Source organism: Moorena sp. SIO3E8 (assembly GCF_010692445.1).
Taxonomy (GTDB): domain Bacteria; phylum Cyanobacteriota; class Cyanobacteriia; order Cyanobacteriales; family Coleofasciculaceae; genus Moorena; species Moorena bouillonii.
This window is the reverse complement of record NZ_JAAHHM010000017.1, coordinates 1-23,381: the sequence shown is the minus strand read 5'-3', so window position 1 is coordinate 23,381 and position 23,381 is coordinate 1. Positions and strand designations below refer to the sequence as shown.

Below are 23,381 nucleotides of genomic sequence, written 5' to 3'. Positions count from 1 at the left end.
CGCTATAATTATTTGTGTGGCCAAATAAACCCTACCAAATTAAGCTCCTGGATAGGTTGGGCATCTCCAATGAAGACTAATAAGCATCGGTCAGTTTGTGGGAAATTCAAGCAGCGGTTAAATAACGCAGTTAAACGCTGGTTTAATTCCCCTAAAATTTGTCATAGCAGCACCACACAACCAATAGCTTTTACTGTGGGAGAGCCTTATGCTCCCTACAAACCTCCCTCAACTACTCAGCGACCTAACCACAGCAACGTTGTAAGTACTATTACCTGGCCTCCTGGTTATCGGCTACAAAAGGGTAAGTACACCATCGAAAAAAAACTAGGAGAAGGTGGGCTGGGTATTACCTATTTAGCCCGAACTAAAAAAGGCGATCGCATCGTTATTAAAACTATCCTTAATCATGTACTCCGCCAAGATAATTTATTAGAATTTTGGAAAATATTCGCCAATGAAGCGATAAAGTTAGCCCAATGTAGCTGTGGAAATCCTCATCTAGTCCGTTTATATGAAGAAATCATCCGAGAAGGTGAACTTCCCTGCCTAATCATGGAATACATCGAGGGGGAAACCTTGTCGGATCTGGTGAAACGGCAGGGTGTGCTTTCGGAAGAGAAAGCCTTGCTCTACATCCAGCAAATTGGTAGCGCCCTCTGGGACATTCATCAGCAAGGGTTGCTCCATAGAGATGTTAAACCTAATAACATCATGGTGGGTCAGGATGGTTCTGGTGCCGTGTTGATTGATTTGGGTATTGCCACTAAGTTTGTCCCTGGGGTTACACAAACTCATCTTTGTGCTGTGACTCCAGGTTATTCTCCTCTGGAACAATATCAGTGGCGAGCGCAACTCGGTCCCTACACCGATGTTTATGCTTTGGCCGCTACCTTGTATGTTCTCTTAACTGGAAATGAACCAGTACCAGCTGATGAGCGGGCTGAGGGAGCTGTATTACCACCAGCAAACCATCTTAATCCCCAGATTAGCGATCGCATAAATCGAGCCATTCTCCATGGCATGAACTTGGTGGCTAGCGGTCGCCCTCAGTCTATACCAGAATTTTTAGCATTACTCGGTATTGAATTACCAAACTATAATACTAACTCTAATAATAGCACAAATAGCACTAATAATCAACCACAGACAACCGCTAAAGTTGAAGAATTTTATATAGAACGTCCCCAAGATGCTGAGTGTTATCAAAAGATTTTACAACCAGGGCAGCTAATTCGGATTAAAGCACCGAAGCTGATGGGTAAAACCTTACTCAGTCATCGGATTCTTGATTATGCTAAATCTAGGGGTTATGGCACGGTTTATTTAAATCTGAATCAGTTACCTTGCCATGACTTGGATATATTTTTACAGTCGTTTTGTGTACGAGTTGGTGACAACTTGGGGTTATCAGACCAGTTGGATAAGTATTGGAGTAAACGGTTATATAGTAAGGTAAATTGTCAACGATATTTTGAGCAGTATCTGTTAGCATCTTTATCCACTCCTATAGTTTTGTGCTTGGATGAAGTAGACCGAGTGTTTGCTTATCAACAAGTAGCTGGCGAATTTCTAGGGTTGCTGCGCACTTGGCATGAAGATTCCAAAAATAATGATCCTTGGAATAAATTGCGCTTGATTGTCGTTTATTCTACGGAAGTTTATATTGAATTGGATATCAATCAGTCTCCTTTTAATGTGGGATATCCTGTAGATTTAACTGATTTTTACTTAGATAAAATTCAGAGTTTAGCTGGGCGTTATGGTTTAAGTTTATCGATTGAATCAGGGCAAAAATTAATGGGAATGGTAGGGGGAAATCCTTATTTGTTGAACCTGGCTTTCTCTACTCTTAGCAAAAATCCCAACATGACTATGGAGAATCTTTTAGAAACCGCCCCCACAGAATCAGGGATTTATCGCCATCATTTGCGAGAACTTTTAAATAATCTTATTGTAAGCATTCAGGTGATGGGGTTGACAAAAAGGGAAGGATGAGTAGTAGTGTAGAACCATGGAAATCAAACCGCCAGCTATCCCAAATAGCTTTGAAGCTCTGGAACTGCTGCCCCAATCAGTTCTGCTTTGTATCTTGATGGTATTCCTTTAATGAAACGACTCTTTCAAGCTTGTTGCTCTACTAATGCTCCTCCTACTCTTGCTATACCTGTCTAAACCTTATTCTTTGTCTTTTTAAAAGAGCCGCACCCAATTAAATTGTGCTTTGGCTCTGTCGCCGGAACCCTTGCCGTACGCCAACTCGAACACACAATACCCTCGAAAATTATCCTGGCATATAAATAATTGACTACAATGTTTCAACTAAAAATAGCAAAAAAATGAGAGGTTTGTAAATATTTATAAATTAATCCTTGACAAAATAATTTTTTTATTATATTTTAAAACCTGAACCCAATTTACTTAAATTCTCAGGACTTCACCATTGCCCCCTAAATCCTAGAAACTAGGGGGAATTTCTGAGAATTATAGCACTACCCATTAAGATTAGGACATTACTAAACTCCGAAACTTAATCATAGCTTACTTCTGACTTCTGACTTCTGACTTCTCACTTGCGCGTAGCGCTATACCCCCCAGATTTGAGGGGAGGGGGGGGTAAAACCCCCTAAACTTACTAAGTCCTAAGTCTGCTACACTTAGCAACTTTTCTACCCGCTAACTGTAGGCAGACAGAAAGTGAAGACAGATTCTAGATATCTAGAATCTGTTCAGTCTTTAAACGAAAATTCAGGAGAATAAAATGACAACAGGTACAACAGATATTGCTGCGATACGGGCAACCATATCCAAGTGGTATTACAAGGAACTTTGGGACTGGGATCTCGATAAAATGGCTAATGTCGAAGAGCTCTCCAGCTTTATAGAGCTCGGCACCTTTCTAAAGTCCCTTCTTATTGCTGCCAATGGTGATGGAGAACTCTCAGAAGCCGAGAGAAAGTGGGTGATTGGACGGGGAGCAACCGCTGGAGCACCAGAGTCCTTATTGAAAGAGCTAGAAACCTATCCCGCCAACGAAGACATCTCGGAAGTCGTGACCAGTAACAATGTCACCAGCAAGGGTCGTAGAGCAGTGATTTACTTTGCCATCAAGGCGGCTGCTTCGGATGCAGAATATGCGGAAGGGGAAAAGGCAACCATCCGCAAGATGGCCAAAGCCATCGACATCTCCGAAGAAGTTGTTAAGGAAATTGAAGACCTCTTTCTGGAAGAAGAGCGCATCAAGCAGAAGCGTATTTCCCTCTGTTTGCCTGAGGGTGACCCCTATAATTAACGTTTGCGGCCATTAAACTCAGTGGTAGTGGGAAAGATCTAGTGGTTTGGCTACGGTCTGGTAAAGGTAACGGAAGCTAAAATCACCAATTGTGTACCACTACCAACTCCCCAAAGCTTTCATAACTGAAGTTCCCCCGTTCATTTGTACTACTAGAGCAGTTAAAGGCTCTCCCCATAAGGGATATAGTGATTGAGCCAAAAAATTGTGTACCCATGTTGGTTCTTGAAGTATGTCTGCAATTGGAATATAATCCAACTATAGGCACTGGTCGCATTTTTATTCGAGAACCAAATCGCTTCTTGATGCAGTCGCTCATGGGGGAAACCCCCAAGACCGCGCTGCATCGCTCAAACGCCCTTCAGCTCAACGTTGTGAGCATTCTCAATAAGACGGTACCCAGAGCGCAATAAGTACCGGCAAGCCTAGGAACGCCACAGAGCTTGGGATTGAGGTTTAGAGTAGCTCAAACTTTGGGGGAACTTCAGTCATAAGGTAGTAGCAGCACCATAGTCATATGCTAGAGAGCCACAACTATCTTGGATATCGATATATTTGAGAGTTTCTGTCTCGGCTTCGCTCGTCGTAGCTTTCCTCGTACCGTTGAGGATTGTTGTTCCAGTTCATATCCCAACGCAGATCCCTTTCAAATTGGTGCAAAATCCTGCCCAAAACATCTTTCATATTCTCCTTATCGTTATAGTTGTAGGTACGACACTCCCTGGTGTTGTAGTACTTACGGCGGTCTGCAACCTGACGCCGCTGACCTCTGTAGCGGCGACCGTAATATCCATGACGATAGCCACGACTAAACTCGCCCCCTGCGGTGCGCTCTTCATAAGCTATACCCCTCCTGGCATCACGTCGCCCCTCCTGATAACCATCATCGTAAGCTTCACGATGGTTAGCTGCATCCTGCTCAACGTAGTAACGAGGGACACTGTAACAGTATCTGAGCTCATCCGCTTTCACTTCAGAAGGAAACAACAGAAGTCCCGAGAGTGTAGCGAACATGAGTAGAGTAGTAGAACCGATTTTTTTCATTGTTGAACCTCGTAATATATTTGGGATATTTGTTCTCTAGATATCCGTAAATACACTGTAGGTTCCAGTAATTTTCGATATCGAAATAAAAATTAATATTAAGAGTACAAAAAGATATAGGTAAACCAGACCAAAAACCTCAGTATATTCTCACTAATTTCAGGTAAAATTCGATCGCTTGCTCTGTTAACGGGGGATTTAGTGGGAAAAATGACTATTCGGATTGGCAACGGTTACGATATCCATCAATTGGGCAAAGGTCGCCGTCTGATTCTCGGAGGTGTAGAAATTCCTCATGAATTGGGATTACTCGGTCACAGTGATGCAGATGTCCTGACTCACGCCATCATGGACGCCATGCTGGGAGCCTTGAGTTTGGGCGATATTGGTCATTATTTCCCCCCAACTGACGAAAAATGGGCGGGTGCGGATAGTTTGGTATTGTTGCATCAGGTGAATCAGTTGATCCAATCCCATGGCTGGGGGATTGGCAATATTGATTCGGTGGTGGTGGCGGAGCGTCCTAAGCTTAAGCCTCATATTAAGACCATGCGCGATCGCTTAAGTGTAGTCCTAGACCTGAAGCCTGACCAAATTGGCATTAAGGCAACCACTAATGAAAAGTTGGGTCCGGTGGGACGTGAAGAGGGAATTGCCGCTTATGCTGTAGCGTTGTTAGTCAGAGATTGATCGGAAATTCGGAAATAGTGATTGAATAGTTAATGCGATCGCATTTCTAGATCAAATACTCAGCTTCTATAATAATGGTTAAAACCTCTTCTAACTGGCCCAGTTTGTTGCAACAGTTGTTGGATGGGCAATCGTTATCCAGTGACCAGGCATCACAACTGATGCAGGGATGGTTGAATGAAGAAATTCCCACTGTGTTATCTGGCGCACTTTTAGCAGCTATCCAGGCTAAAGGAGTGTCGGCTACAGAATTGGCAGGGATGGCTCAGGTGCTACAATCCCAGTCTTTGCAGAAGACAACCATTGAACACAACCAACCCGTTATTGATACCTGTGGTACCGGTGGGGATGGCGCGTCTACCTTTAATATCTCTACCGCAGTAGCCTTTGTAGTGGCGGCAGCTGGAGTGCTGGTGGCTAAGCATGGTAATCGTTCTGCTTCTAGTAAGGTAGGTTCCGCTGATGTGCTCGAAGCCCTAGGAATAAATTTATCAGCAGCACCGGACAAGATTCAGGCAGCCCTGGGTGAGGTAGGGGTAACCTTTCTGTTTGCTCGGGGTTGGCATCCAGCCATGAAAGCAGTGGCACCGTTACGGCAAACCCTCAAAGTACGGACAGTGTTTAACTTGTTAGGACCATTGGTAAATCCCCTGCGTCCTACCGGTCAGGTAATCGGTGTTTATGCTCCCAACTTTGTAGAGACTGTAGCCCAATCCTTGTGTTTGATGGGTACTCCCAACGCAATAGTTCTCCATGGCAGGGAAAAATTAGATGAGGCGGGATTGGCAGATGAAACTGACTTGGCACTGCTATCGGAGGGTAAAGTGCGACTTTTGAGTCTGAATCCAGAACATCTCGGTCTAACTCCTGCTCCTACTGAGTCCCTACGAGGCGGTGATGTAGCGGAAAATGGAGCAATTTTACGGAATGTTTTGCAAGGTAAAGGAACACCAGCCCAGCAGGATGTGGTGGCATTAAATGCTTCATTAGCCCTTCAAGTCGCCGGTGTTATACCTCTCGAAGACCATACAGCAGGGATTGCTCTGGCAAAGGATGTTATGGCTAGCGGTGCCCCTTGGTTGAAGTTAGAGCAATTGGTGAAGTTTTTAGCTTAACTCACCAGCAGCCCCAGGTCTGACTTGTCAGGGTAACCTGGGATTAATGGCTGAGGGTGCTACCCAATGTCGAGATCCGAAGTTAGCTATTCCCTATTCCCTTCACCCAGCGCTATAGTTAATGACTGGAGATATTTTCCCCACTCCACTGCCAACGGAATTTCTGTAAAGGGAATTTTGACTGGATCTATGGGTTTGAGGAATTGAAATTCTAATGCGATCGCACGACCTTTATCCGGTGGTTGCTCTAAGTCAACCACTTGATTATCAACTAGCAAGTTGATTGATTTAACGTCTTTGAGGGAAAAGGTTTCTAGATTTATTGGTTCATTTCTAGTGGGTTTACCCCAAGTCAGGTCACTGCCTTTCTGACCAAGCACCGCATAGATATCATACTTTGCCCGTTCAAACTGTTCAGCCCAGCGGCGATAAGCTTCAATCTTTTGGTATTCGTTCCAACCTGACCAGGCAAGCCAGCAAAATGCTGCTAGCAGAGGTAACCATAGTAAACCACGTTCCATTCAATTTTTTGGATCTTTACAACTATACTAAGAATATATAGCAGTTCTGAATTCCTGGAAGTACCTCGTCCTAGATTTTAGGGAGTAGGGAGTAGGGAGTAGGGAGTAGGGGTAATAAAATTAAATCGACTCGATAAGTTATGGTTGCTGATAGCTAATCGCTCAAAGTCGTTTTCTAATGACTTGAGCAACCCACTAAGTTTGTTGCCAGTTCATACGGTTGCGAATCAAGGTTTCTGTCATCTTAGCTAACTGGTCTAGTTGAGCTTTCTTGTCCGTCGCGCTTTTCTCATAGTTCCGCTTCCGGATCAAAGCCGCACGGGCTAAGTCTTCTCGATTGTTTTTAAGAGCTTGAATTGCCACTTGCTGCCAGACATTGATTTCTTTAAGTTCCTGTTTATACTTAGGTTGAATCTCATCCCAAACCACCCTGAGATCAGATAATGCTTGATTAAGTAACTGAGTTGTATCGTCTTGCTTTGCTCCCTGAAGTGCTTGTTTTATAGCTTCGTACAAACCCTCGATATTCGTATTACTAATTACCGGAATAAAATCCTTGACTTGCTGGCTCTCACTTTTGCCAGTTTTGCACCAATTAGCAAAGTGTTCACAGTTATTAAAAATTAGGTTATATTGCCTTTCCCCTAATCGACTTTCTGCCCGACGAATCACGACATCTGGAATTAAACAAACTGAGTACTGCCTGACATAAATTTTTGTTTCACCTAGAGCAAAGGTAGCCATAGAAGTACGTTCAATTGTTTCAGTATTTTTGCGGTAGTGGATAACACTACCGTCTCCACAGTCAATACCATGATGTTGGTAAACCCCTTCAAAGTTAAGAAACTTTTGGAATACGTAAATTTGATCTCCTCGCGCCATTCTTTTCTATTGGTTTTTCCAGCACTAATCAACTAAAGTTGAGCAAAACTATAGCCCTCCATTGTCAAAGGAAACATCATCCTTGCTGGGAATTATCGGCATTTGTTCAGAATCGGAAACATGTACAGACTTCTTGCCTTGTGGCTGCTGGCGGCGTATGCGAATTTGGTTTAGGCGCGCTCCAGAAGCAGACACAACGGTCAATTCTAGATTGTCATAATTTAAGGTTTCACCGGGTACAGGAATTTTCTGAAACTTGTCGAGCATAAAACCGCCCAAAGTGTGATAGTCATCAATTACAGGTAGGTTTAAATCCAAAAGTTCGTTGACTTCTTCCATATTCATCTGAGCTTGCACCAGGAAGGTATACTCGTCTAGAATTTGTACCGTCAAGTCCTCGGTTATGTCAGATTCAGGTCCATCACCAATAATTTCAGCAATTAAATCCTTGAGGGTGACTAATCCAGCTGTACCTCCAAACTCATCCACCACCATCACCATTGCCAAATGCGATCGCTGCATCGTCGGCAGTAATTCACTCAATGGGGTAGTTTCTGGGACAAACTTAGCTGGACAAATCCACGATTTAATCGGTGTCTGAAGTCCTAGCTTCCCTTTAGATAAAGGTTTAGCCAATTGTTTGAAGTCGATAATGCCGCAAATGTCATCTAGGGATGCCCCAATCACAGGATAGCGAGAGTGACTAGTCTTAGCAACTTCCTCTAACAAGATATCGAAGGTTGCTGCATGGGAAATAGCCACAAGACTGGTGCGGGGAACCATTACCTCTGCGGCTGTTACCTCGCCAAACTCAAACACATTTTTCAGTAGCTTTCTCTCTTCTGCTTCCAGTCCGATAGACTCCCGTTCAGTGGTAATAATCAGCTGCAACTCTTCCGGTGTTACACGGCTATACCAACCTTGACCAGAATATTGAACACCCACCAGCCTCAGGAGCCAGCGGGTAGATTGATTCAAAATCTGGATAAAAGGATTGAAAAACCTGGCAATTACCAGACTCGGTGGCCCTAGAAACCGTGCTAGTTGTTCTGAGTACAGTAAAGCTAGGGATTTGGGGCAAAGTTCCCCCAAAACAATTTGTAGATACGCAATCATGAAAAATGCCACCAGGATTGCTAGGGAATGGGTAATAACTGGAGTTAGAGCTGGCGGTAGTGGTAACTTGGCTATCCCAGCTGCTACCAAGGTTGCCATGGTAGTCTCCCCAATCCATCCCAGAGCAAGGCTCGAGAGGGTAATCCCTAACTGAGTTGTAGATAGTAATCGGTCAATGCTCTGTTGCAAAGCCTGAACCGTCTTTGCTTGCACGTCACCCGCATCTACTAATTGGCTAATCCGCGATCGCCGCACAGCCACCATAGAAAACTCAGCCGTAACAAAAAAAGCATTGATCGCTATCAGCAGTAGCACTGATAACAATCCCAGCAAAACCTCCCGCTCAGAGAGGCTAATAGAAGCATCCACTTTTAGAAGAACCATCAGGTTGGCAACCATAGAAAAGGTGAAAGGTAAAAGCAAATAATTTTCATTTTTTGCTGGTTACGGTTGCCTTGTGATGTATCTTCCTAGACCTAGGGCAGCTTGGTATCGAGTTATCGCTTACCATCAAAAACTTATCAGTTGTATTATGGGGTTTTCATTAGTATCACTAGCATTTCCTTGAGCTAGTTCAGGAGTGCCAGTCAAGGGAATTTAAACTGGCTGGCGAGACTGGCTGGTGAAACTGGCTGGCGAAACTGGCGCGCGTTGTTTCCTATGAACATATGCTTTTACCATAACTTTAACGTTTTATCCTTAATAAGCATTCCCTCGACCTGCTTCCTTATCTAACTACAGGAATCTGAGACATTTTCAACTGTAGTTTTTGATCCGGATAATCGGTCAGTGTCAGGGAAAGCTTCTGGGAGTTCTCTAGTAAAGCTGTCGGTATGCTAACTGTTCCAGAAAATTCCTTGCCATTAGCCGGTAATTCTCCTGGCAAGCCTTCCGTAATTGCACTTAGGGCACGACCGCGATCATCGGTAACATTCAAAAAGCTGTACAGAAACCTGACTGGATTAGAACTCTGATTCTTCAAGCTGACATCCAACATTAAAGAACCCTCCTGCACACTGGCTGAATTTACCGCTAGGGTGACTCCCTTATCCTGACTTTTAACCGGCAAATTTAGCTTAGGGTTTTTCCGAGTCAAGGATGCCTCTTTAGTCAATACACCAGAGGACGACTCATTCTGAGCGGGCTTAGACCAACTAATTTGCTTAGTTGTCCGGCTGTTTTTCTTAGCGGGAGGATTTTTACCCTTATTGTGTATGTGGGCGTGAACGTTAACCAAGATATCCTTCTCGCTCACAATCAAGACCCCTTCTTTCCCAGAAGAAGAGCCCTTATTTCCTGTCAACTTTTTCTTAGGGTTAGTATCCGGTTGAGTAACTCCTTTGAGGGCTTCGTGACCGAGAGAGAATCCCCAAAAGGCACTCACGACACCTGCACCTAACATCATTGTCAGTAGAACTATGGTTAGCGCTACAGTTGTGTTGAATTTCATAGGGTGATTAACGTTATTCCGAATTACCGCTGGTTCCGTGCTGTATTATAGTCCTGCTATACAGCTAGATTATCTTATGTTCTGTGAATTATCGGATAAATCGGGAATTTCTAGTTAGTAGTGTTGCAATAACCTGATTCAGGCTACCATAATAGAAAGGAATAACCCAGGGTTGGCCGAGCGGTTGAGGCAGCAAACTCATAATTTGCCCTAGGCAGGTTCAACTCCTGCACCCTGGATTGAACACTTGCGGTCAGCTACTACTATCACCCCATACTGATCTCACCCATACTCATCTACGCAGCTGTGGTAGCGGCTGCGGTGCCAAGAAAAATTCTTGGTTTTCCACTTGGATTGGTATATCACTCGATTGCTCTAGCAACCGTAGGGAAGTATTGTAGGGGTTTGGTAAATCCAGAGTACGAATCACAGGGCCACTGGAAACTTGCTGCTCTAGTACATCCCGATAAAGATTTCTGACACGCTCAGCATCCCGCTCAAGAGCCAGTTCTGGAAAAGCAGGTGGCCATCCAGAACCAAAAATTGTATCGATTTGACTCTTGATGCTCCTGTTTTCGAAAAAGTCCCCAGAGTCATTAAAAAAAGCGTTTTCAAAAGCCTCAGGTAAGGTTACTAGAGGAATTAGCTCCAAGTCCTCCGAATTAGTTTCTGCTATGGCAACACCTGCTCCTAGACTAGCAGTGGCTGCTATAACTAAAATGCTAAACAGCTTTTCCCAACGCATTTGCATCGCAATCACCCGTAGTTTTCCTCAATAGTATCCGATATTAGGGGTAAACTACCCCACCCTGTCAAAGGTAAGCATTGAGCTATCAGCTATCAGCTATCAGCTATCAGCTATCAGCTATCAGCTATCAGCTATCAGCTATCAGCTATCAGCTATCAGTTATCAGCTATCAGCTATCAGCTATCAGCTATCAGCTATCAGCTATCAGCTATCAGCTTTGGGCCTGTGGCCACGCTACACCGAACAGTTTATGCCCATAGCCCACGGCTACACCGAACAGCTTTTGAATAAAATAAGCTGACGGCACCTCAAGTAGCGTGAGCTAAAAGCTGACGGCTGACGGCTGACCGCTGACGGCTGACCGCTGACCGCTGACGGCTGACCGCTGACGGCTGACTGTGAAAGAATACCGAATCATCCAAATCAACCGCTACTAGTAGTAGTAAGTTTCATGAACAACCAATTTCAAGCTCTATCCACCCCAAAAGATTTACCTCTCCTGCGACATTTTCTGCTGGATTTGTTTTGTAAACTGGCTTACCAAGAGGGTGATTTTGTGCTTTCATCGGGGCAGCGTAGCTCTTATTACATCAATGGTAAACAGGTCACCCTTCATCCTCAAGGAGCATTAGCCATAGGACGTTTGCTATTCTCAATGCTACCTGGTGATACTCAAGCTGTTGCTGGCTTAACTCTAGGGGCAGATCCGATCGTGAGTGGGGTTAGCATTGTTTCTGCCTTAGAAAACCGACCTATCCCTGGTCTAATTATCCGCAAACAGCCAAAAGGTCATGGAACCAGGGCATACATTGAAGGTCCTAGTTTGCCCACAGGAGCCAGAGTAGTGGTATTAGAAGATGTGGTGACTACTGGGCAATCAGCCATGAAAGCCGTGGACCGCCTTAAGGAAGCTGGTTACCAGGTAGAGCTGGTAATAGCCCTGGTTGACCGGCTGCAAGGTGGAGCCGAGCTTTATCAGTCAGCTGGGCTAATGTTTAAAGCTCTGTTTTCGATTAACGAAATCCGAGAACACTACCAGGGTTCTCTTGATCAATCCAGCTGACTAGCTTATGTTGACTATCTAATTAGGTATGGCTCAGGCGGGATTTGAACCTGCGACCTCGGGCTTATGAGTCCCTTGCTCTAACCACTGAGCTACTGAGCCTTGCCTTTTTTTTAACCCTTATCTAATATAACATATCAATGCCAATAATTTCTATAATAATTTTTATTCCTTTCTTGATGCAGTCGCTCATGGGGGAAACCCCCAAGACCGCGCTGCATCGCTGAGCAAAAGTTGAGTTGACATACTGCGTGCGCACCCATCGAACGGAACAGATAAAGGGGTATACGGAAAAGGTAGAAGAACAATAGGAAAGGTAATTCCTGCTTCAGACAACCACTTTCCCTTTAGCTCAAGGGGCTAAGGGTGATTATAGCTATTGTTTGAGAAGGTGAGGAAGAGTAGGAAAGTTCCGATACTTTTTAGCTACCAAAATCTACCAAGGTAGATCTTAGCCCGCCAATCCAAGATGCTTTCACATCCAGGGGGTATCTCCGCGCTTCTCTGACGGAATATCCCGCGAGCGCCATAAAAATGTCAAAAAAGTTCGTTCCACCGGGATCTAAGCGCAACTAGTAAACCCTTGGTTTTCGGCTTTAATTTAAGCTACATAATAATCCCTGTTGGTGTTCCCCTAATTTAAGTCTAACAAATAATAAAAGTTTTTGGTAGACTCTGCGACATTTTCGATTAGCTTTTACTCACCTTACCCTTTTCCTCTGTCTCCTCCTTCAACCTAGTAATTTTGCCTGATTGGGAGACTTCCCTTGAAATCACTCCATTACCGTCTTCTAGGCAAATAGGCCATTGGATTGGCAGCTCCCCGACCTCTGGGATGAAGCTCAAAGTGTAAGTGAGGACCAGTGCTATAACCTGTGCTACCCATAGCGGCAATTCGTTGACCTTGGCCAACCTGTTGTCCACGACGCACAAAAATTCTGCTGTTGTGGGCATAAAGGGTCAGACTTCCATCAGGATGCTTGATTTCCACCAATTTACCGTAACCACCTGAATTCCAACCAGCACTGACCACAACACCAGGGGCTGCTGCTATAATCGGTGTCCCAATGGGAGCTGCAATATCAATGCCCTTGTGCATCCGTCCCCAACGCCGACCATAACCTGAGGTAAGCACACCATTACTTGGCCAGATATATCCGTTAAAGCGGGTAGGGCTATCTGGCAAGTACATATCTGGTTTAGACAGAGGTGGCACTCCTGGTGAAACAGGTTTTCCTACCGGTATACGAATCATTGGGTTAAATCGTTCCGGTGGGGCAGGAGCTACAGCTATCCTTCTCGGTTGTGATACCTCAGGTGGAGGCACAGGAATGGCAATAGAACTGCGTCGAGTTTTCTGGGGTGGCTGAGGTCTTGGAATAGCAATAGGAGCCTGTGGAGCTGTCGGTGGCTGCGGTAATAATTGCCACTCTTTCGTATCGGTTCCTTGATTATTCTCGGGATTGAACTGGGGAGTGATCTCGACAGATTTAGACTCCTTATTTGAGGGATCAGCAACTGGCTCGTTAGTAGTAACTCCTAGGTTGATTGGTTTGTTTTCCTCTGGGCTGGTTTTATTCTCCCGGATTTCTTCTCGCATCTTGAGAATATCAGCCCTTAATTTTTCAACATAGGAGTTGCGCTGAGAGTTAATAGACTCTAAGGGCTGATTTTCAATAGAGGAATTAGCCTGAGCTAACAGACCACTGTCTGAAGTCGATTGAGTCAGAATCGTCTCAGTTAACGGTTTTACCTTAGGTTTTTCCTGTATAGATACGGGTGTGATTTGATCTCTACTAGTAGAAGTCTTAACAGAGATAGTTCCTAAATCCAATGGTCGCGCTATTCCTGGCTTCCAAGATTTAGATTTCCGGCTATTGCTAGATAGCAAGGTAAAAGAGGACTTTTGGTGATCGAATCTCCTAAATTGAGGAATTTTCAGCTGTTGATTAATTTCAATTAGGTGAGGATTATCTAGCTGATTGGCTAAGACTAGCTCTGAGCGGGATAAACCATAGCTACGGGCAATAGAATCGAGGGTTTCACCAGCTTTGACCTGGTGAAACGAGTTGCCAGTAGATGACAACCTAGTTCCCAGCACCACTGGCTGTGGGACATTGAGTTGGTCTATAGTTACCTCGGTTGTAGCCGATGCAATTTTTGGAGTACTGACCTTGACAACTGATGGTTTGACTGCTGATATGACAGTTGTTTCTGGAGTCGGTACTGGAATGACCACTGGTAGTGACCCAGATCTAGTTGATTGGGTTAAGGCTGGTGATACAGCAACTTTCGGCATTGGCTGTGGGAGCACCGCCGGAGTTGTAGGTACAGTAACAATGGGCTGCGATTTTTCTGTTACTGAACCCTCAGGTTTTAGAACTGCAGGGGGTAAAGTGTGTGGGCTAGAACCAAGGGTCCCTGATGCCAGTTCATAAGACTTGTTAAACTCCTCGGACCTCAACTGAACCAGACTTTTGCTCAGACGGTTTCGATGTTTTTGGAGGCGCTTGAGGGCTAGGTCTTGTCTAGCTTTTAAAAGATTATTGGTCTTGTTGGAAACAGCGTGCGATGCATCCGTTGACAGGTTACCCAATTTTGAGACTGGTGCAGATGCTAGCAACTGTTTTGGCTGTACACCCTCAGAGTTAGATGAGGCTTTGGCATCAGTACCCTTAACTTCACCAATGGTAGACTTCCTCGCTACTGGGAGAGTGTCATCGGTTTTGAGCTTGTTAAAATTCGCGTTCGCGTAGGGTCGGCTTTGCCGAATCGCAAATTCTGGGGGTGAGGCTGGCTTTGATTCCACACTCCCTTGTCCCTGCTTAGCCGCGTTTGGCAATGAGGGGCTTGAAACAGCGGTAACTTTAAATTCGGCTGCTGGTAGATTCGTCCCACTTGGCTCAGGAGCAACTGGCTCGAATGCCATTGCTTCATCACCCTGTTGAGGTAATAGTAAGCCAGATGCCCCCATGGAAATCGCCAATCCAATCATGGCTGCTGAGGTACGAGCCTTACGGTTCACCTCAAGGGGAATTGCTGCACCGACCGGATGATTACTTGCAGGTAGTTTCGATGCCGAATCCGATGACTCTGCTGCACAGGTCGGAACATGATTGACCTTATCAGTAAGTGTTCCTTTCAAAAAAGTCCTCCTGGTGTTTGACGAGCGCTTAACAGTTCCTGATTGATTTTTTACCAGTCAATGATGTGACTCACTGCTAAAGTGTGATCCAAATCACATCTATTTGGGAGACTTAGCCAAGATTACCGTGCTTCTTTGATTTAGACAAGCTCACATGACTACTAAAAAATTTGTTCTTTCATGGCAATAGCTAGATACACCTTGAAGCCATTGATAGGTACTTATCCTTAGACCACTAGGTGGACAACATCCCATAGCAGAGATATTGTCGGGATTTACCACGGCTGCGGTTCAGGATGGCTGCATATGCTGCATAATATATGCATATAAAGTAACTGGCTAATCAAGCTTTCTCCGGGAAACCACCCTCAGTAACCCAAGAAAATCCAGCATATTTGCTGATTATTCTCTTTGAGCGCCATAAAAACAGCGATGGGAATCTCGAAGTAACTAACTGGTTACAGATGAACTCTACGCGAATTTTGGGTAAGACAACAACCGTAGAATCCTGTATCAACCGGCAGATTAATCCTGGTGGGTTGCTAGTTGATGGTGCGCTCACAAAATCTTTCAAATCCTCCTTTTCTCTATTGATAGCTGGCGCGCGTATATTGAGCACTCGCCATTTGATATCAGCAAAATCTATCGGTAATTTCTCGGTAATCCTACTCTTTATGATAGAAATTTCTTATATGTGTTTGGTAATTTCAGTATTCTAGATAGCTTAATTTTTGGTGAGTAATTTTACACACACTAACTCATTAAACCAAGGTGCGTCCGGTCAGCTGTAGGCTGAAAGTCCTTGATTTTACCCAAAGATACCTGCTTTTGAGGTCTTTCCCTGATTAAAACAGACTTGTCCGACAAAACGTTTTCACAGAGTTTAACCCAATATAAAGATATAGTAATGGATTGATCAGCTAGGGAATTCACTGAGAAGGATGGTTTTTCACGAAAATTACACATTTCTACAGACATTTCCTATTGACACCATCAGTAGAGGTGAAATTACGCATTTGAACTCTACTGATGGTGTTTAAACCCCTGAAGGGGGATAAGTATGTTTTGAGTGGGGCGGACTGTTGCTCTCCATTTAATTTTTCTATATTAGTCCGGCAAGATTAGGACTAGGGAAACAGCGACTAAAGTCGCCGTCGATATTTCTATTGACACCCGATTTAAGAAGTGATATATTTAAATGTTAAGGTCTAATTAAAGATTAAACGGTTAAAGCTTAAACGTAAATCGATACAACTAAATCAATACAAGTAAATCTATAAGAAAAATCTATACAAGTAAATCTATACAAAAGAAATCTATATATAAAATTTCTACAAAATATACAAATTGGACTGGGGAAACCAACTAGAGTTCGTAAGTCCTAATTATTAACACACAAAAAACCTATTCCAAGTAACCCAACTGACGCCTGGCCTCAAATAAGCCAAGGGCAGCACTGACGGAGAGATTTAAGCTGCGAACTCCCGGCTGGGCCATGGGGATAAAGACCTTAGCCTGACAAGCATCTAAGACATGGGGAGGCAAACCTTGAGTTTCGCAGCCAAACAATAACCAGTCCTTGGGCTGAAACTGAAACTTAATATAGTTGTATGTTCCTCTCTTGGTAAAGCCAATCCATCGCCCCTCTTGCTTCTGGTGATAGCTGATAAATGCATCAAGGGAATCATGATATTTAAAATCTACATAGGGCCAATAATCTAGTCCTGCTCGTTTCAAGTAGCGATCGCTAATTTCAAAACCCAACGGACCCACTAAGTGCAATTGAGTAGTGGTGGCGGCGCAAGTTCGGGCAATATTGCCGGTATTCGGTGGAATTTGCGGGTTGATTAAGACAACTTTTACCATGAAACTGTGAACACGTTTGACCCTAATCTATATTCATACCAAATCTGCGTCTAATACCAAGTTGCGGACAAAGGTACAACTTTCTCTTCCCCCAATCTCCCAATCTCCCAATCTCCCAATCTCCCAATCTCCCAATCTCCCAATCTCCCTATCTCCCTATCTCCCTATCTCCCTATCCAACCAATCTATTATCTTTGAATAGAACTGAGTATAAAACCCCTGAGTAGAAAACCAATAGGCGATCGCCTATTGGTTTTTGAAGTGGTGATAACCAGCTTGAAAGCTTTACTGGGTATGGGGTGTGGGCAAACGGGTGTGGACAAACGGGTGTCGGGAAAGATTTATTTTAATCAGTTCAAGGGATTCAGGTTCGAGGAGGATTCGATATAGATCTTAGGTTATAGTACTATAGGCATACCTAAGGTCTATATTTTTGTCTGTATTTCAGATCACCTCTACCTAGTGATATAGATCATATATGTTTTTCTTATATTAGTTTTCGTTGAAGCATATATTAGATATTCTTATATTTCAAAGCATTTCACTTGGCAAAAAAATTATTCAATTGAGGCGGTTGTCTTTACAAAAACTCTAAAAAATTAAAAAAAATTCATAAAAAATGCCATCATCATCCTGGGGTAGGGGGAATCCTGATTCTCCCTACCCTCGCAATGACAAGTTTAGTTATTAAATTGTAATTGAATAACAAAGCTGTTAATCAGTTAGACTACCAGGGACTGGCACAGTTGATCTTCTAGTTGCGACTCTTGCTCAGCCATGGATTGAATGGCTTGAATCATGACTTGGCGAGGCTCAACACCCACTGCATGAAGTTGTAACCATTGCGAAGCGGTGTTTCCTTCCCGTAGAATTTTCTGAATCGGCGAGAGGAAGCAACTAAAACCATGTTTTTTGGCTACCGGCCAAACTTCTTGATAAAGTTCCTCAATCCAATCTCGTGCCAGAATTAGTCTGCCATCCTGCCAATGCCTGAGTTGGGCATCCAAACTGGATTTAGCAGCAGCTACTTCATTGGCATTTGTCAGGGCAATCAATTCAGCTGAACGGTTGTTGGCAGGTATTGTACTTATCTCCAGGGGGTCAAGGCTGGGATCATGAATCAGTTGGATCAGGCGTGCTTCCAATAGTGCCATAACCGATAAAAGGGCAATGGGATCGACCATTAAATCACAGATTCTCAGCTCTAGGCGGTTGAGATCATAGGGGCGTCGGTTGCCATTGGGGCGCACAGAGGTCCACAGATGACGGACATTAAACATGGTACCAGCAGCGAGTTGCTGTTCAGTCCACTGGATAAAGTGACGATGGCTTTCAAATAAAGGAACATCACAGGGAGTTTTGGGAAACATTCCCCAACGGGTGGAGTGATAGCCAGTGGTTTTGCCGTCCAGAAAGGGGGAAGATGCACTCAGGGCGAGGTACAGGGGAGCTTCCATTCGCACGAGACGACAAGCTCTCATCAGGATTTCTGGGTCAGAGATGCCCACATTGATATGGATGCTGGCAGTGACAACTTTAGTGCCGTAGGTGGTCTCAATGTAGGAATGGTAAGGATTATTGGGGTCAGAACGGTAAAAGCGATCGCTTCCAGCTAAGGACAGGGTACTTCCGGGAATTATTGTATAGTTACCCAAGCTTTTTAAATACTGTCGCAGCTGCTGTCGAGGACGCACTAAGGCACATAAGAGACGGTCATAGCAACATAAAGGAGCAGTGGTGTATTCTACATTGCGCTGATCTGGCTCTCGGACAAATCCGTCGAGGGATGCAACAATCTGATCGGAAAAACCGACAATATCCCCTTCGGGAGTGCCGGTATACATTTCTACTTCAAAGCCTTTGGATAGCAGCACAGTTTTTTTTATGGGGAATGCTAAATTGGGAGTGGGGAGTAGTGTTGGCCATAGCTATAGGGAATTTATCTACCTATATCTAGCTATCAATCTTATAAATTACGACCAAAGAATTCCTCCTTCTTTAGTTTGCCATTAAAGCTTAAACTGGCGATAGACCTCAAGAGCAGCACGGTAAAGTAAAGAGTGGCGATAGATCAGGGCATCGAAATCATTTCCGTAGCCACCACCAATCACACAAGCGACTGGTATGCCCGCTGCTATACAGGTACTCAACACTTGCATATCCCGACGGTAAATTCCTGTGTCGGTCAGGGCTAATTTCCCCAAGTGGTCTTCTACATGGGGGTCAACTCCAGCATCGTAGAGGACTAAATTGGGTTTGAATCCTGAGAGTAAGTCCGGAAGATACTTGGCTAGGGTTTGTAGATAGGCATCATCATCCATCCCCTTTGGTAGGGGAACGTCTAAGTCGCTTTTTTGTTTAGTGCTAGGGAAATTGACTTCACAGTGCATGGAAAAGGTGAAGACACTGTGGTCGTTTTGGAAGATAAAGGCGGTACCGTCTCCTTGGTGGACATCTAGGTCAACAATTAGAATTTTCTGCACTAGTCCCAGTTGTTGCAGGACACGAGATGCGATCGCTAAATCATTAAAGATACAAAAACCTGAGCCATAATTGGGAAAAGCATGATGGGTACCACCAGCAGTATTGCAGGCTAACCCTTTACTCAGGGCTAGTTTAGCGGTGAGAATCGTGCCACCTACGGCAGTACAAGTTCGCTTTACTAACGCTGGACTCCAGGGTAAGCCAATGCGTCGCACAGCTTTGGGGTCTAGGGTACCTTGACAGTAAGCTTGAACATAGGCGGGGCTGTGAACCAGGTGGAGCCAGTCTAGGGGGGGAAGGTCTGGAGTGTGGAATTGTTTAGGAGTGGCCATACCTTCTTGTAGCAGTAGTTGGTAGAGTTTCCCAAATTTAGGCATGGGAAAGCGATGCCCGTCTGGCAGAGGTGCAACATAGTCCTGGTGATAGACGATTGGCAAGTTCATGATCAGACAGGGTTTTCCAGCTCGCTACACTTTTTTTTATAATCATCAACCAAGTCAAAGGAAGCATAGCATGAATGACCCTTGGAATACTTTTAAGCAACAGCCTTGGCTACCTCTGTCGAAAGTAGCTGCTTTGACCACTGTGCTGGTAGTTGCTCTAGAGAACCTGTTGATATGGGTCTTGACTCAATCAGAAACTTTCCGCCCCGTCTCGCGGCTACTATTTTCTAGACCCCTAGCAATCATCTGGTTTATGGCTGCGGCTATAGGAGTTGGGGTGTTAGGAGTCTATATTTGTGAACGTTGGCAGTCTCAGGTATTCCTGAAGACCTCTAGTCTCTGGGCTTTAGTGTTCTGCCTTATCGTCGGTTTATTGCTCAAGTCCCAACTTCCCATCCCTTTTGGGTTAGTTGGGTTTTCCATGAATGCTGTGATTGGAGTAATCCTAGGGGTCTTTTGGAAAGGTCGTCCTTACTGGCGTTATTGGCATTAAAAACGCTATGGGCGAGCATTAAGCCGCTACGGGAACGCATCAACGGGTACTATAGCAATCCACTATAATTCATCAAATTATTGCAGTGGGTAAATCTTGCCTGCACTAAAGTCCCTGGTTTTTGTTGCTTAAAAACAATCGCTAATTTTGCTACTAATCTTGGACTTTGGATAAAATAGTACCCTCAAAGGGTACTGTCACTATCTAAGGGGGCCTTTGACAATAGATTTGTTAGCCCATTGTTTTGAGTAGAAACAAAAGGGAAAACATCAAATTTTGTCCAAAGTCCAAGCAGAATAAAAACAGAAATGTTTACCCCCGATCCCACAGATTTGGTAGCTGAGTATTTATTTGAAACTCCAACTGACACGGGAGTGATCAGGAACACAGCTAATCCTGGAACCTTTGATGGTATGATCCAACACGATCCGGATGCCCATCCGTTGGCTCCCTCAGCGGATGTCCCGCCAGGGTTTGTTGGTTCAGCATCCCTGAACTATAACGTTCTCAGACGCTTATCTGATAGCGGCGAATCCCCGCAAATGTCCTTTGCACAATACGTTGAGGTTCCCAATTTCCCAGATCTGGCTAACCTGACCGTCGAAACTTGGGTTAAGGTTGATTACATCAAAGCAAACCCAGCCTTTACCGATCCTCCCCAGGGTACTTACCCTGATGGAGAAGTTGGTTTTGGAGCCTGCCCACAGCCCATATGCAAAGCATTTTCCTGGTATCTTTTCCTGAGTACTCTACAAACGGATCGCAACCTGATTCTGACTATCATCCCCAACAATGTCACCCAAGGATTACCGAAGGAAGCAGACGAAACCAGCGGCAGTGGTGGTGTAGTCAGTGAGGATATCGTCCATGGTGGTCAATGGACCCATCTGGCTGCAACCTTTGGTGAAGTGGCTCCCGGTAGGTTTATCATGCAGACCTACATTAATGGCATCCAAAGCCACATCGAAGAAGTTCGAGACTTTAACGGCAACATCCGTCGGATTCCCAATCAGACCGACAACCCGATAGCACCTTCCCCTGGTAGACCCCTACGGCTGGGTCAATTCCGTGATATTCAAGGCAACCTTGACTATCAGTACTCCGGACTTTTGGCTGGTGTGCGAATTTACAGTCGGGCTTTGACTCAGGAACAGATTCAAGCTGATTACAGGCATGACATCTGTTCAGGTACAGGACCATTAGGGAAAAAAATCTTCAGACTGGGCTTACTTAGTCTATGGCTGTTGAAGTCTACTTAATTGGGGTCAGAGGAATGTAGAATTTAGAATGAAGAATTTATAATTTAGAATTTAGAATGAAGAATTTATAATGAAGAATTTATAGCAACCGAAGTATAGTTTAGGACAAAGTATTTTGCTTGAAAGGGAGCAGAAATATTATGTGTTAAGCTTTACTTCGACTGCTATACCTTCTATCTTATATCTTCTACCTTCTATCTTAGAAATTTTACATTATATAGCGCTACGCGCAAGGCAAGAGGCAAGAGGCAAAAGGCAAAAGTTGAATAAAACAGCTTTTCAGCTTGTATCAATGTCCTAACTTTAATGCGTAGTGCTATACCTTGTTAATTCTTAATTCTAAATTCTCAATTCTTAATTCTAAATTCTCAATTCTTAATTCTAAATTCTCAATTCTTAATTCTTAATTCTACATTCTATATACTGATTACTGTGACAAATCATCCCGCAATCTTTCCAGATTCTTACGAAAGGTTACAGTATTAGGATGATTTGACCCTAACTTCCGTTCTGCAATCTCCAAAGCCTGGACATAAAGGGGTTCCGCTTCATGGTAACGCCCCTGAGCATGGTAGAGAAATGCCAGGTTGTGGAGACTACTGGCTACATGGGGATGGTCTTGACCCAGCAGCTGCTTATATATCTTCAATGCCTGCACCAAGAGGGGTTCGGTCTGATCGTAGTGCCCCATTGACCTGTAGAGTAATGCCAGGTTGTTGAGACTTTGGGCTACATCGGGATGGTTCTCACCCAACAGCTGCTTTCTGATCTCCAATGCCTGGACATAGAGAGGTTCCGCTTCATGGTAAAGCCCCTGATTATAGTAGAGTCCAGCCAGGTTGTTGAGACTGGATGCTACATCAGGATGGTTCTCACCCAACAGCTGCTTTCTGATCTCCAATGCCTGGACATAGAGGGGTTCTACCTGATCATACTGCCCCATTGAGTAGTAGAGTACTGCCAGGTTGTTGAGACTTTGGGCTACATCGGGATGGTTCTCACCCAACAGCTGCTTTCTGATCTCCAATGCCTGGACATAGAGGGGTTCTGCCTCAGGGTATCGCCCCTGAGCTTCGTAGAGTCTACCCAGGTTGTTGAGACTGGATGCTACATCAGGATGCTCCTCCCCCAGCAGCTGCTTTGTCATATTCAATATCTGGACAAAGAGGGGTTTTGCCTGATCATAGCGCCCCATTGAGTAGTAGAGTGCTGCCAGGTTGTTGAGACTGTCGGCCACATCGGGATGGTTCTCACCTAGCCAGTGTTTTCTGATCTCCAATGCCTTCGTATAGAGGGGTTCTGCCTGATCGTAGCGCCCCATTAACAAGTAGAGTGATGCCAGGTTATTGATACTGGTGGCTACATCGGGATGGTTCTCACACAGCCAGTGTTTTCTGATCTCCAAAGCCTTGACAAAGAGGGGTTCTGCCTCATGGCAGCGCCCCTGATTATAGTAGAGTCCAGCCAGGTTGTTGAGACTTTGAGCCACATCGGGATGGTAGTGACCCAGCAGCTGCATTCTCATCTCCAATGCCTGGACATACAGGGGTTCCGTTTCATCATACCGCCCCTGAGCAAAGTAGAGTGTTGCCAGGTTGTTGAGACTGGTGGCTACATCGGGATTCTCCTCCCCTAGGCGAATTCTAGTGCAGCGCGGTAGAAATGCTTGAGCAGCTGCGGATAATGGTGAAACAGAAGGATGAACCGCTGACCCACTCGATGCTCAGCTCATCCGATTACACTCTTCACAACTAGGCTATGCCTAACCCC

The 23,381-nt window shown here is 44.6% G+C and carries 20 protein-coding genes and 2 tRNA genes; 9 read left to right on the top strand and 13 right to left on the bottom strand.

From position 1 onward, the window contains the following. Nucleotides 1-69 precede the first annotated feature (69 nt). Complete coding sequence (locus F6K46_RS09370) at nucleotides 70-1,998, top strand: AAA-like domain-containing protein (RefSeq protein ID WP_293055476.1); 1,929 nt, start codon at nucleotides 70-72, stop codon at nucleotides 1,996-1,998. Between the two features lie 763 nt (nucleotides 1,999-2,761). Continuing rightward, complete coding sequence (locus F6K46_RS09365; protein ID WP_293055473.1) at nucleotides 2,762-3,292, top strand: hypothetical protein; 531 nt, start codon at nucleotides 2,762-2,764, stop codon at nucleotides 3,290-3,292. Between the two features lie 161 nt (nucleotides 3,293-3,453). On the opposite strand, the gene F6K46_RS09360 is transcribed toward F6K46_RS09365, so the two are convergent. Continuing rightward, nucleotides 3,454-3,639: a hypothetical protein gene (locus F6K46_RS09360; protein WP_293116966.1), complete on the bottom strand. Its 186-nt coding sequence runs from the start codon at nucleotides 3,637-3,639 to the stop codon at nucleotides 3,454-3,456. A 187-nt stretch (nucleotides 3,640-3,826) separates the two neighbouring features. Further along, nucleotides 3,827-4,336 carry a hypothetical protein gene (locus tag F6K46_RS09355; protein ID WP_293055470.1) on the bottom strand — a complete coding sequence of 170 codons (510 nt, stop codon included), beginning with the start codon at nucleotides 4,334-4,336 and terminating at the stop codon, nucleotides 3,827-3,829. A 210-nt stretch (nucleotides 4,337-4,546) separates the two neighbouring features. On the opposite strand from F6K46_RS09355, the gene ispF reads away from it, so the two are divergent. Continuing rightward, on the top strand, nucleotides 4,547-5,026 hold the full coding sequence (ispF, locus tag F6K46_RS09350) for a 2-C-methyl-D-erythritol 2,4-cyclodiphosphate synthase (RefSeq protein WP_293055467.1): 480 nt from the start codon (nucleotides 4,547-4,549) through the stop codon (nucleotides 5,024-5,026). 74 nt (nucleotides 5,027-5,100) lie between these two features. Further along, the gene (gene trpD, locus F6K46_RS09345) at nucleotides 5,101-6,141 is read left to right on the top strand and encodes an anthranilate phosphoribosyltransferase (protein WP_293055464.1); all 1,041 of its coding nucleotides are present in this window, start codon (nucleotides 5,101-5,103) and stop codon (nucleotides 6,139-6,141) included. 86 nt (nucleotides 6,142-6,227) lie between these two features. Here the strand turns inward: trpD and F6K46_RS09340 are convergent, their stop codons facing one another. The 4 genes from F6K46_RS09340 to F6K46_RS09325 all read right to left on the bottom strand — a co-directional run bounded on the left by F6K46_RS09340 (nucleotide 6,228) and on the right by F6K46_RS09325 (nucleotide 10,110). After that, entirely contained in the window at nucleotides 6,228-6,662 is a 435-nt protein-coding gene (locus F6K46_RS09340; RefSeq protein ID WP_293055461.1) for a hypothetical protein, read from the bottom strand. A gap of 195 nt (nucleotides 6,663-6,857) precedes the next feature. Beyond that, entirely contained in the window at nucleotides 6,858-7,544 is a 687-nt protein-coding gene (locus F6K46_RS09335) for a lecithin retinol acyltransferase family protein (RefSeq protein WP_075898122.1), read from the bottom strand. A 48-nt stretch (nucleotides 7,545-7,592) separates the two neighbouring features. After that, nucleotides 7,593-9,044: a hemolysin family protein gene (locus F6K46_RS09330; protein WP_293055459.1), complete on the bottom strand. Its 1,452-nt coding sequence runs from the start codon at nucleotides 9,042-9,044 to the stop codon at nucleotides 7,593-7,595. A 343-nt stretch (nucleotides 9,045-9,387) separates the two neighbouring features. Further along, nucleotides 9,388-10,110, bottom strand: a complete 723-nt coding sequence (locus tag F6K46_RS09325) for a hypothetical protein (RefSeq protein WP_293055457.1) — start codon at nucleotides 10,108-10,110, stop codon at nucleotides 9,388-9,390. A 166-nt stretch (nucleotides 10,111-10,276) separates the two neighbouring features. Between F6K46_RS09325 and F6K46_RS09320 the strand changes: the two genes are divergently transcribed. Beyond that, nucleotides 10,277-10,349: transfer RNA gene (locus tag F6K46_RS09320), tRNA-Ile, on the top strand. Nucleotides 10,350-10,402: 53 nt separating this feature from the next. Here the strand turns inward: F6K46_RS09320 and F6K46_RS09315 are convergent. After that, a complete protein-coding gene (locus tag F6K46_RS09315; RefSeq protein WP_293113402.1) occupies nucleotides 10,403-10,861 on the bottom strand; it encodes a hypothetical protein in 459 nt (152 codons plus the stop codon). A 74-nt stretch (nucleotides 10,862-10,935) separates the two neighbouring features. On the opposite strand from F6K46_RS09315, the gene F6K46_RS09310 reads away from it, so the two are divergent. Next, nucleotides 10,936-11,118, top strand: coding sequence for a hypothetical protein (locus F6K46_RS09310; protein WP_293055453.1), 183 nt, complete (start codon nucleotides 10,936-10,938; stop codon nucleotides 11,116-11,118). A 191-nt stretch (nucleotides 11,119-11,309) separates the two neighbouring features. Continuing rightward, nucleotides 11,310-11,921: an orotate phosphoribosyltransferase gene (pyrE, locus tag F6K46_RS09305; protein ID WP_293055451.1), complete on the top strand. Its 612-nt coding sequence runs from the start codon at nucleotides 11,310-11,312 to the stop codon at nucleotides 11,919-11,921. Nucleotides 11,922-11,950: 29 nt separating this feature from the next. On the opposite strand, the gene F6K46_RS09300 is transcribed toward pyrE, so the two are convergent. The 5 genes from F6K46_RS09300 to F6K46_RS09280 all read right to left on the bottom strand — a co-directional run bounded on the left by F6K46_RS09300 (nucleotide 11,951) and on the right by F6K46_RS09280 (nucleotide 19,859). Then, nucleotides 11,951-12,023, bottom strand: a tRNA-Met gene (locus tag F6K46_RS09300). Between the two features lie 679 nt (nucleotides 12,024-12,702). Continuing rightward, a complete protein-coding gene (locus F6K46_RS09295; protein ID WP_075898132.1) occupies nucleotides 12,703-15,066 on the bottom strand; it encodes a LysM peptidoglycan-binding domain-containing M23 family metallopeptidase in 2,364 nt (787 codons plus the stop codon). A 1,404-nt stretch (nucleotides 15,067-16,470) separates the two neighbouring features. Continuing rightward, nucleotides 16,471-16,932 (bottom strand): tRNA (uridine(34)/cytosine(34)/5-carboxymethylaminomethyluridine(34)-2'-O)-methyltransferase TrmL, encoded by a 462-nt coding sequence (trmL, locus tag F6K46_RS09290; protein WP_070392084.1) that lies wholly within the window; start codon nucleotides 16,930-16,932, stop codon nucleotides 16,471-16,473. 722 nt (nucleotides 16,933-17,654) lie between these two features. Continuing rightward, the gene (gshA, locus tag F6K46_RS09285; protein WP_075898136.1) at nucleotides 17,655-18,806 is read right to left on the bottom strand and encodes a glutamate--cysteine ligase; all 1,152 of its coding nucleotides are present in this window, start codon (nucleotides 18,804-18,806) and stop codon (nucleotides 17,655-17,657) included. Nucleotides 18,807-18,941: 135 nt separating this feature from the next. Then, a complete protein-coding gene (locus F6K46_RS09280; RefSeq protein ID WP_293055447.1) occupies nucleotides 18,942-19,859 on the bottom strand; it encodes a histone deacetylase in 918 nt (305 codons plus the stop codon). A 70-nt stretch (nucleotides 19,860-19,929) separates the two neighbouring features. Here F6K46_RS09280 and F6K46_RS09275 point away from each other — a divergent pair, with 70 nt between their 5' ends. Together F6K46_RS09275 and F6K46_RS09270 are read left to right on the top strand one after the other, a co-directional pair. Then, nucleotides 19,930-20,352 (top strand): peptide chain release factor 1, encoded by a 423-nt coding sequence (locus tag F6K46_RS09275; RefSeq protein WP_075905919.1) that lies wholly within the window; start codon nucleotides 19,930-19,932, stop codon nucleotides 20,350-20,352. A gap of 308 nt (nucleotides 20,353-20,660) precedes the next feature. After that, nucleotides 20,661-21,611 (top strand): LamG domain-containing protein, encoded by a 951-nt coding sequence (locus F6K46_RS09270; RefSeq protein WP_293055445.1) that lies wholly within the window; start codon nucleotides 20,661-20,663, stop codon nucleotides 21,609-21,611. 427 nt (nucleotides 21,612-22,038) lie between these two features. On the opposite strand, the gene F6K46_RS09265 is transcribed toward F6K46_RS09270, so the two are convergent. Next, entirely contained in the window at nucleotides 22,039-23,253 is a 1,215-nt protein-coding gene (locus F6K46_RS09265) for a tetratricopeptide repeat protein (protein ID WP_366510693.1), read from the bottom strand. Nucleotides 23,254-23,381: the final 128 nt, after the last annotated feature.

What these genes read in the sequence shown, in the direction of transcription:
- F6K46_RS09370 (WP_293055476.1), top strand. Translation starts at nt 70, where the DNA reads ATGAAGACTAATAAGCATCGGTCAGTTTGTGGGAAATTCAAGCAGCGG.
- F6K46_RS09365 (WP_293055473.1), top strand. Translation starts at nt 2,762, where the DNA reads ATGACAACAGGTACAACAGATATTGCTGCGATACGGGCAACCATATCC.
- F6K46_RS09360 (WP_293116966.1), bottom strand. Translation starts at nt 3,639, where the DNA reads ATGCAGCGCGGTCTTGGGGGTTTCCCCCATGAGCGACTGCATCAAGAA.
- F6K46_RS09355 (WP_293055470.1), bottom strand. Translation starts at nt 4,336, where the DNA reads ATGAAAAAAATCGGTTCTACTACTCTACTCATGTTCGCTACACTCTCG.
- ispF (WP_293055467.1), top strand. Translation starts at nt 4,547, where the DNA reads ATGACTATTCGGATTGGCAACGGTTACGATATCCATCAATTGGGCAAA.
- trpD (WP_293055464.1), top strand. Translation starts at nt 5,101, where the DNA reads ATGGTTAAAACCTCTTCTAACTGGCCCAGTTTGTTGCAACAGTTGTTG.
- F6K46_RS09340 (WP_293055461.1), bottom strand. Translation starts at nt 6,662, where the DNA reads ATGGAACGTGGTTTACTATGGTTACCTCTGCTAGCAGCATTTTGCTGG.
- F6K46_RS09335 (WP_075898122.1), bottom strand. Translation starts at nt 7,544, where the DNA reads ATGGCGCGAGGAGATCAAATTTACGTATTCCAAAAGTTTCTTAACTTT.
- F6K46_RS09330 (WP_293055459.1), bottom strand. Translation starts at nt 9,044, where the DNA reads ATGGTTCTTCTAAAAGTGGATGCTTCTATTAGCCTCTCTGAGCGGGAG.
- F6K46_RS09325 (WP_293055457.1), bottom strand. Translation starts at nt 10,110, where the DNA reads ATGAAATTCAACACAACTGTAGCGCTAACCATAGTTCTACTGACAATG.
- F6K46_RS09315 (WP_293113402.1), bottom strand. Translation starts at nt 10,861, where the DNA reads ATGCAAATGCGTTGGGAAAAGCTGTTTAGCATTTTAGTTATAGCAGCC.
- pyrE (WP_293055451.1), top strand. Translation starts at nt 11,310, where the DNA reads ATGAACAACCAATTTCAAGCTCTATCCACCCCAAAAGATTTACCTCTC.
- trmL (WP_070392084.1), bottom strand. Translation starts at nt 16,932, where the DNA reads ATGGTAAAAGTTGTCTTAATCAACCCGCAAATTCCACCGAATACCGGC.
- F6K46_RS09280 (WP_293055447.1), bottom strand. Translation starts at nt 19,859, where the DNA reads ATGAACTTGCCAATCGTCTATCACCAGGACTATGTTGCACCTCTGCCA.
- F6K46_RS09275 (WP_075905919.1), top strand. Translation starts at nt 19,930, where the DNA reads ATGAATGACCCTTGGAATACTTTTAAGCAACAGCCTTGGCTACCTCTG.
- F6K46_RS09270 (WP_293055445.1), top strand. Translation starts at nt 20,661, where the DNA reads ATGTTTACCCCCGATCCCACAGATTTGGTAGCTGAGTATTTATTTGAA.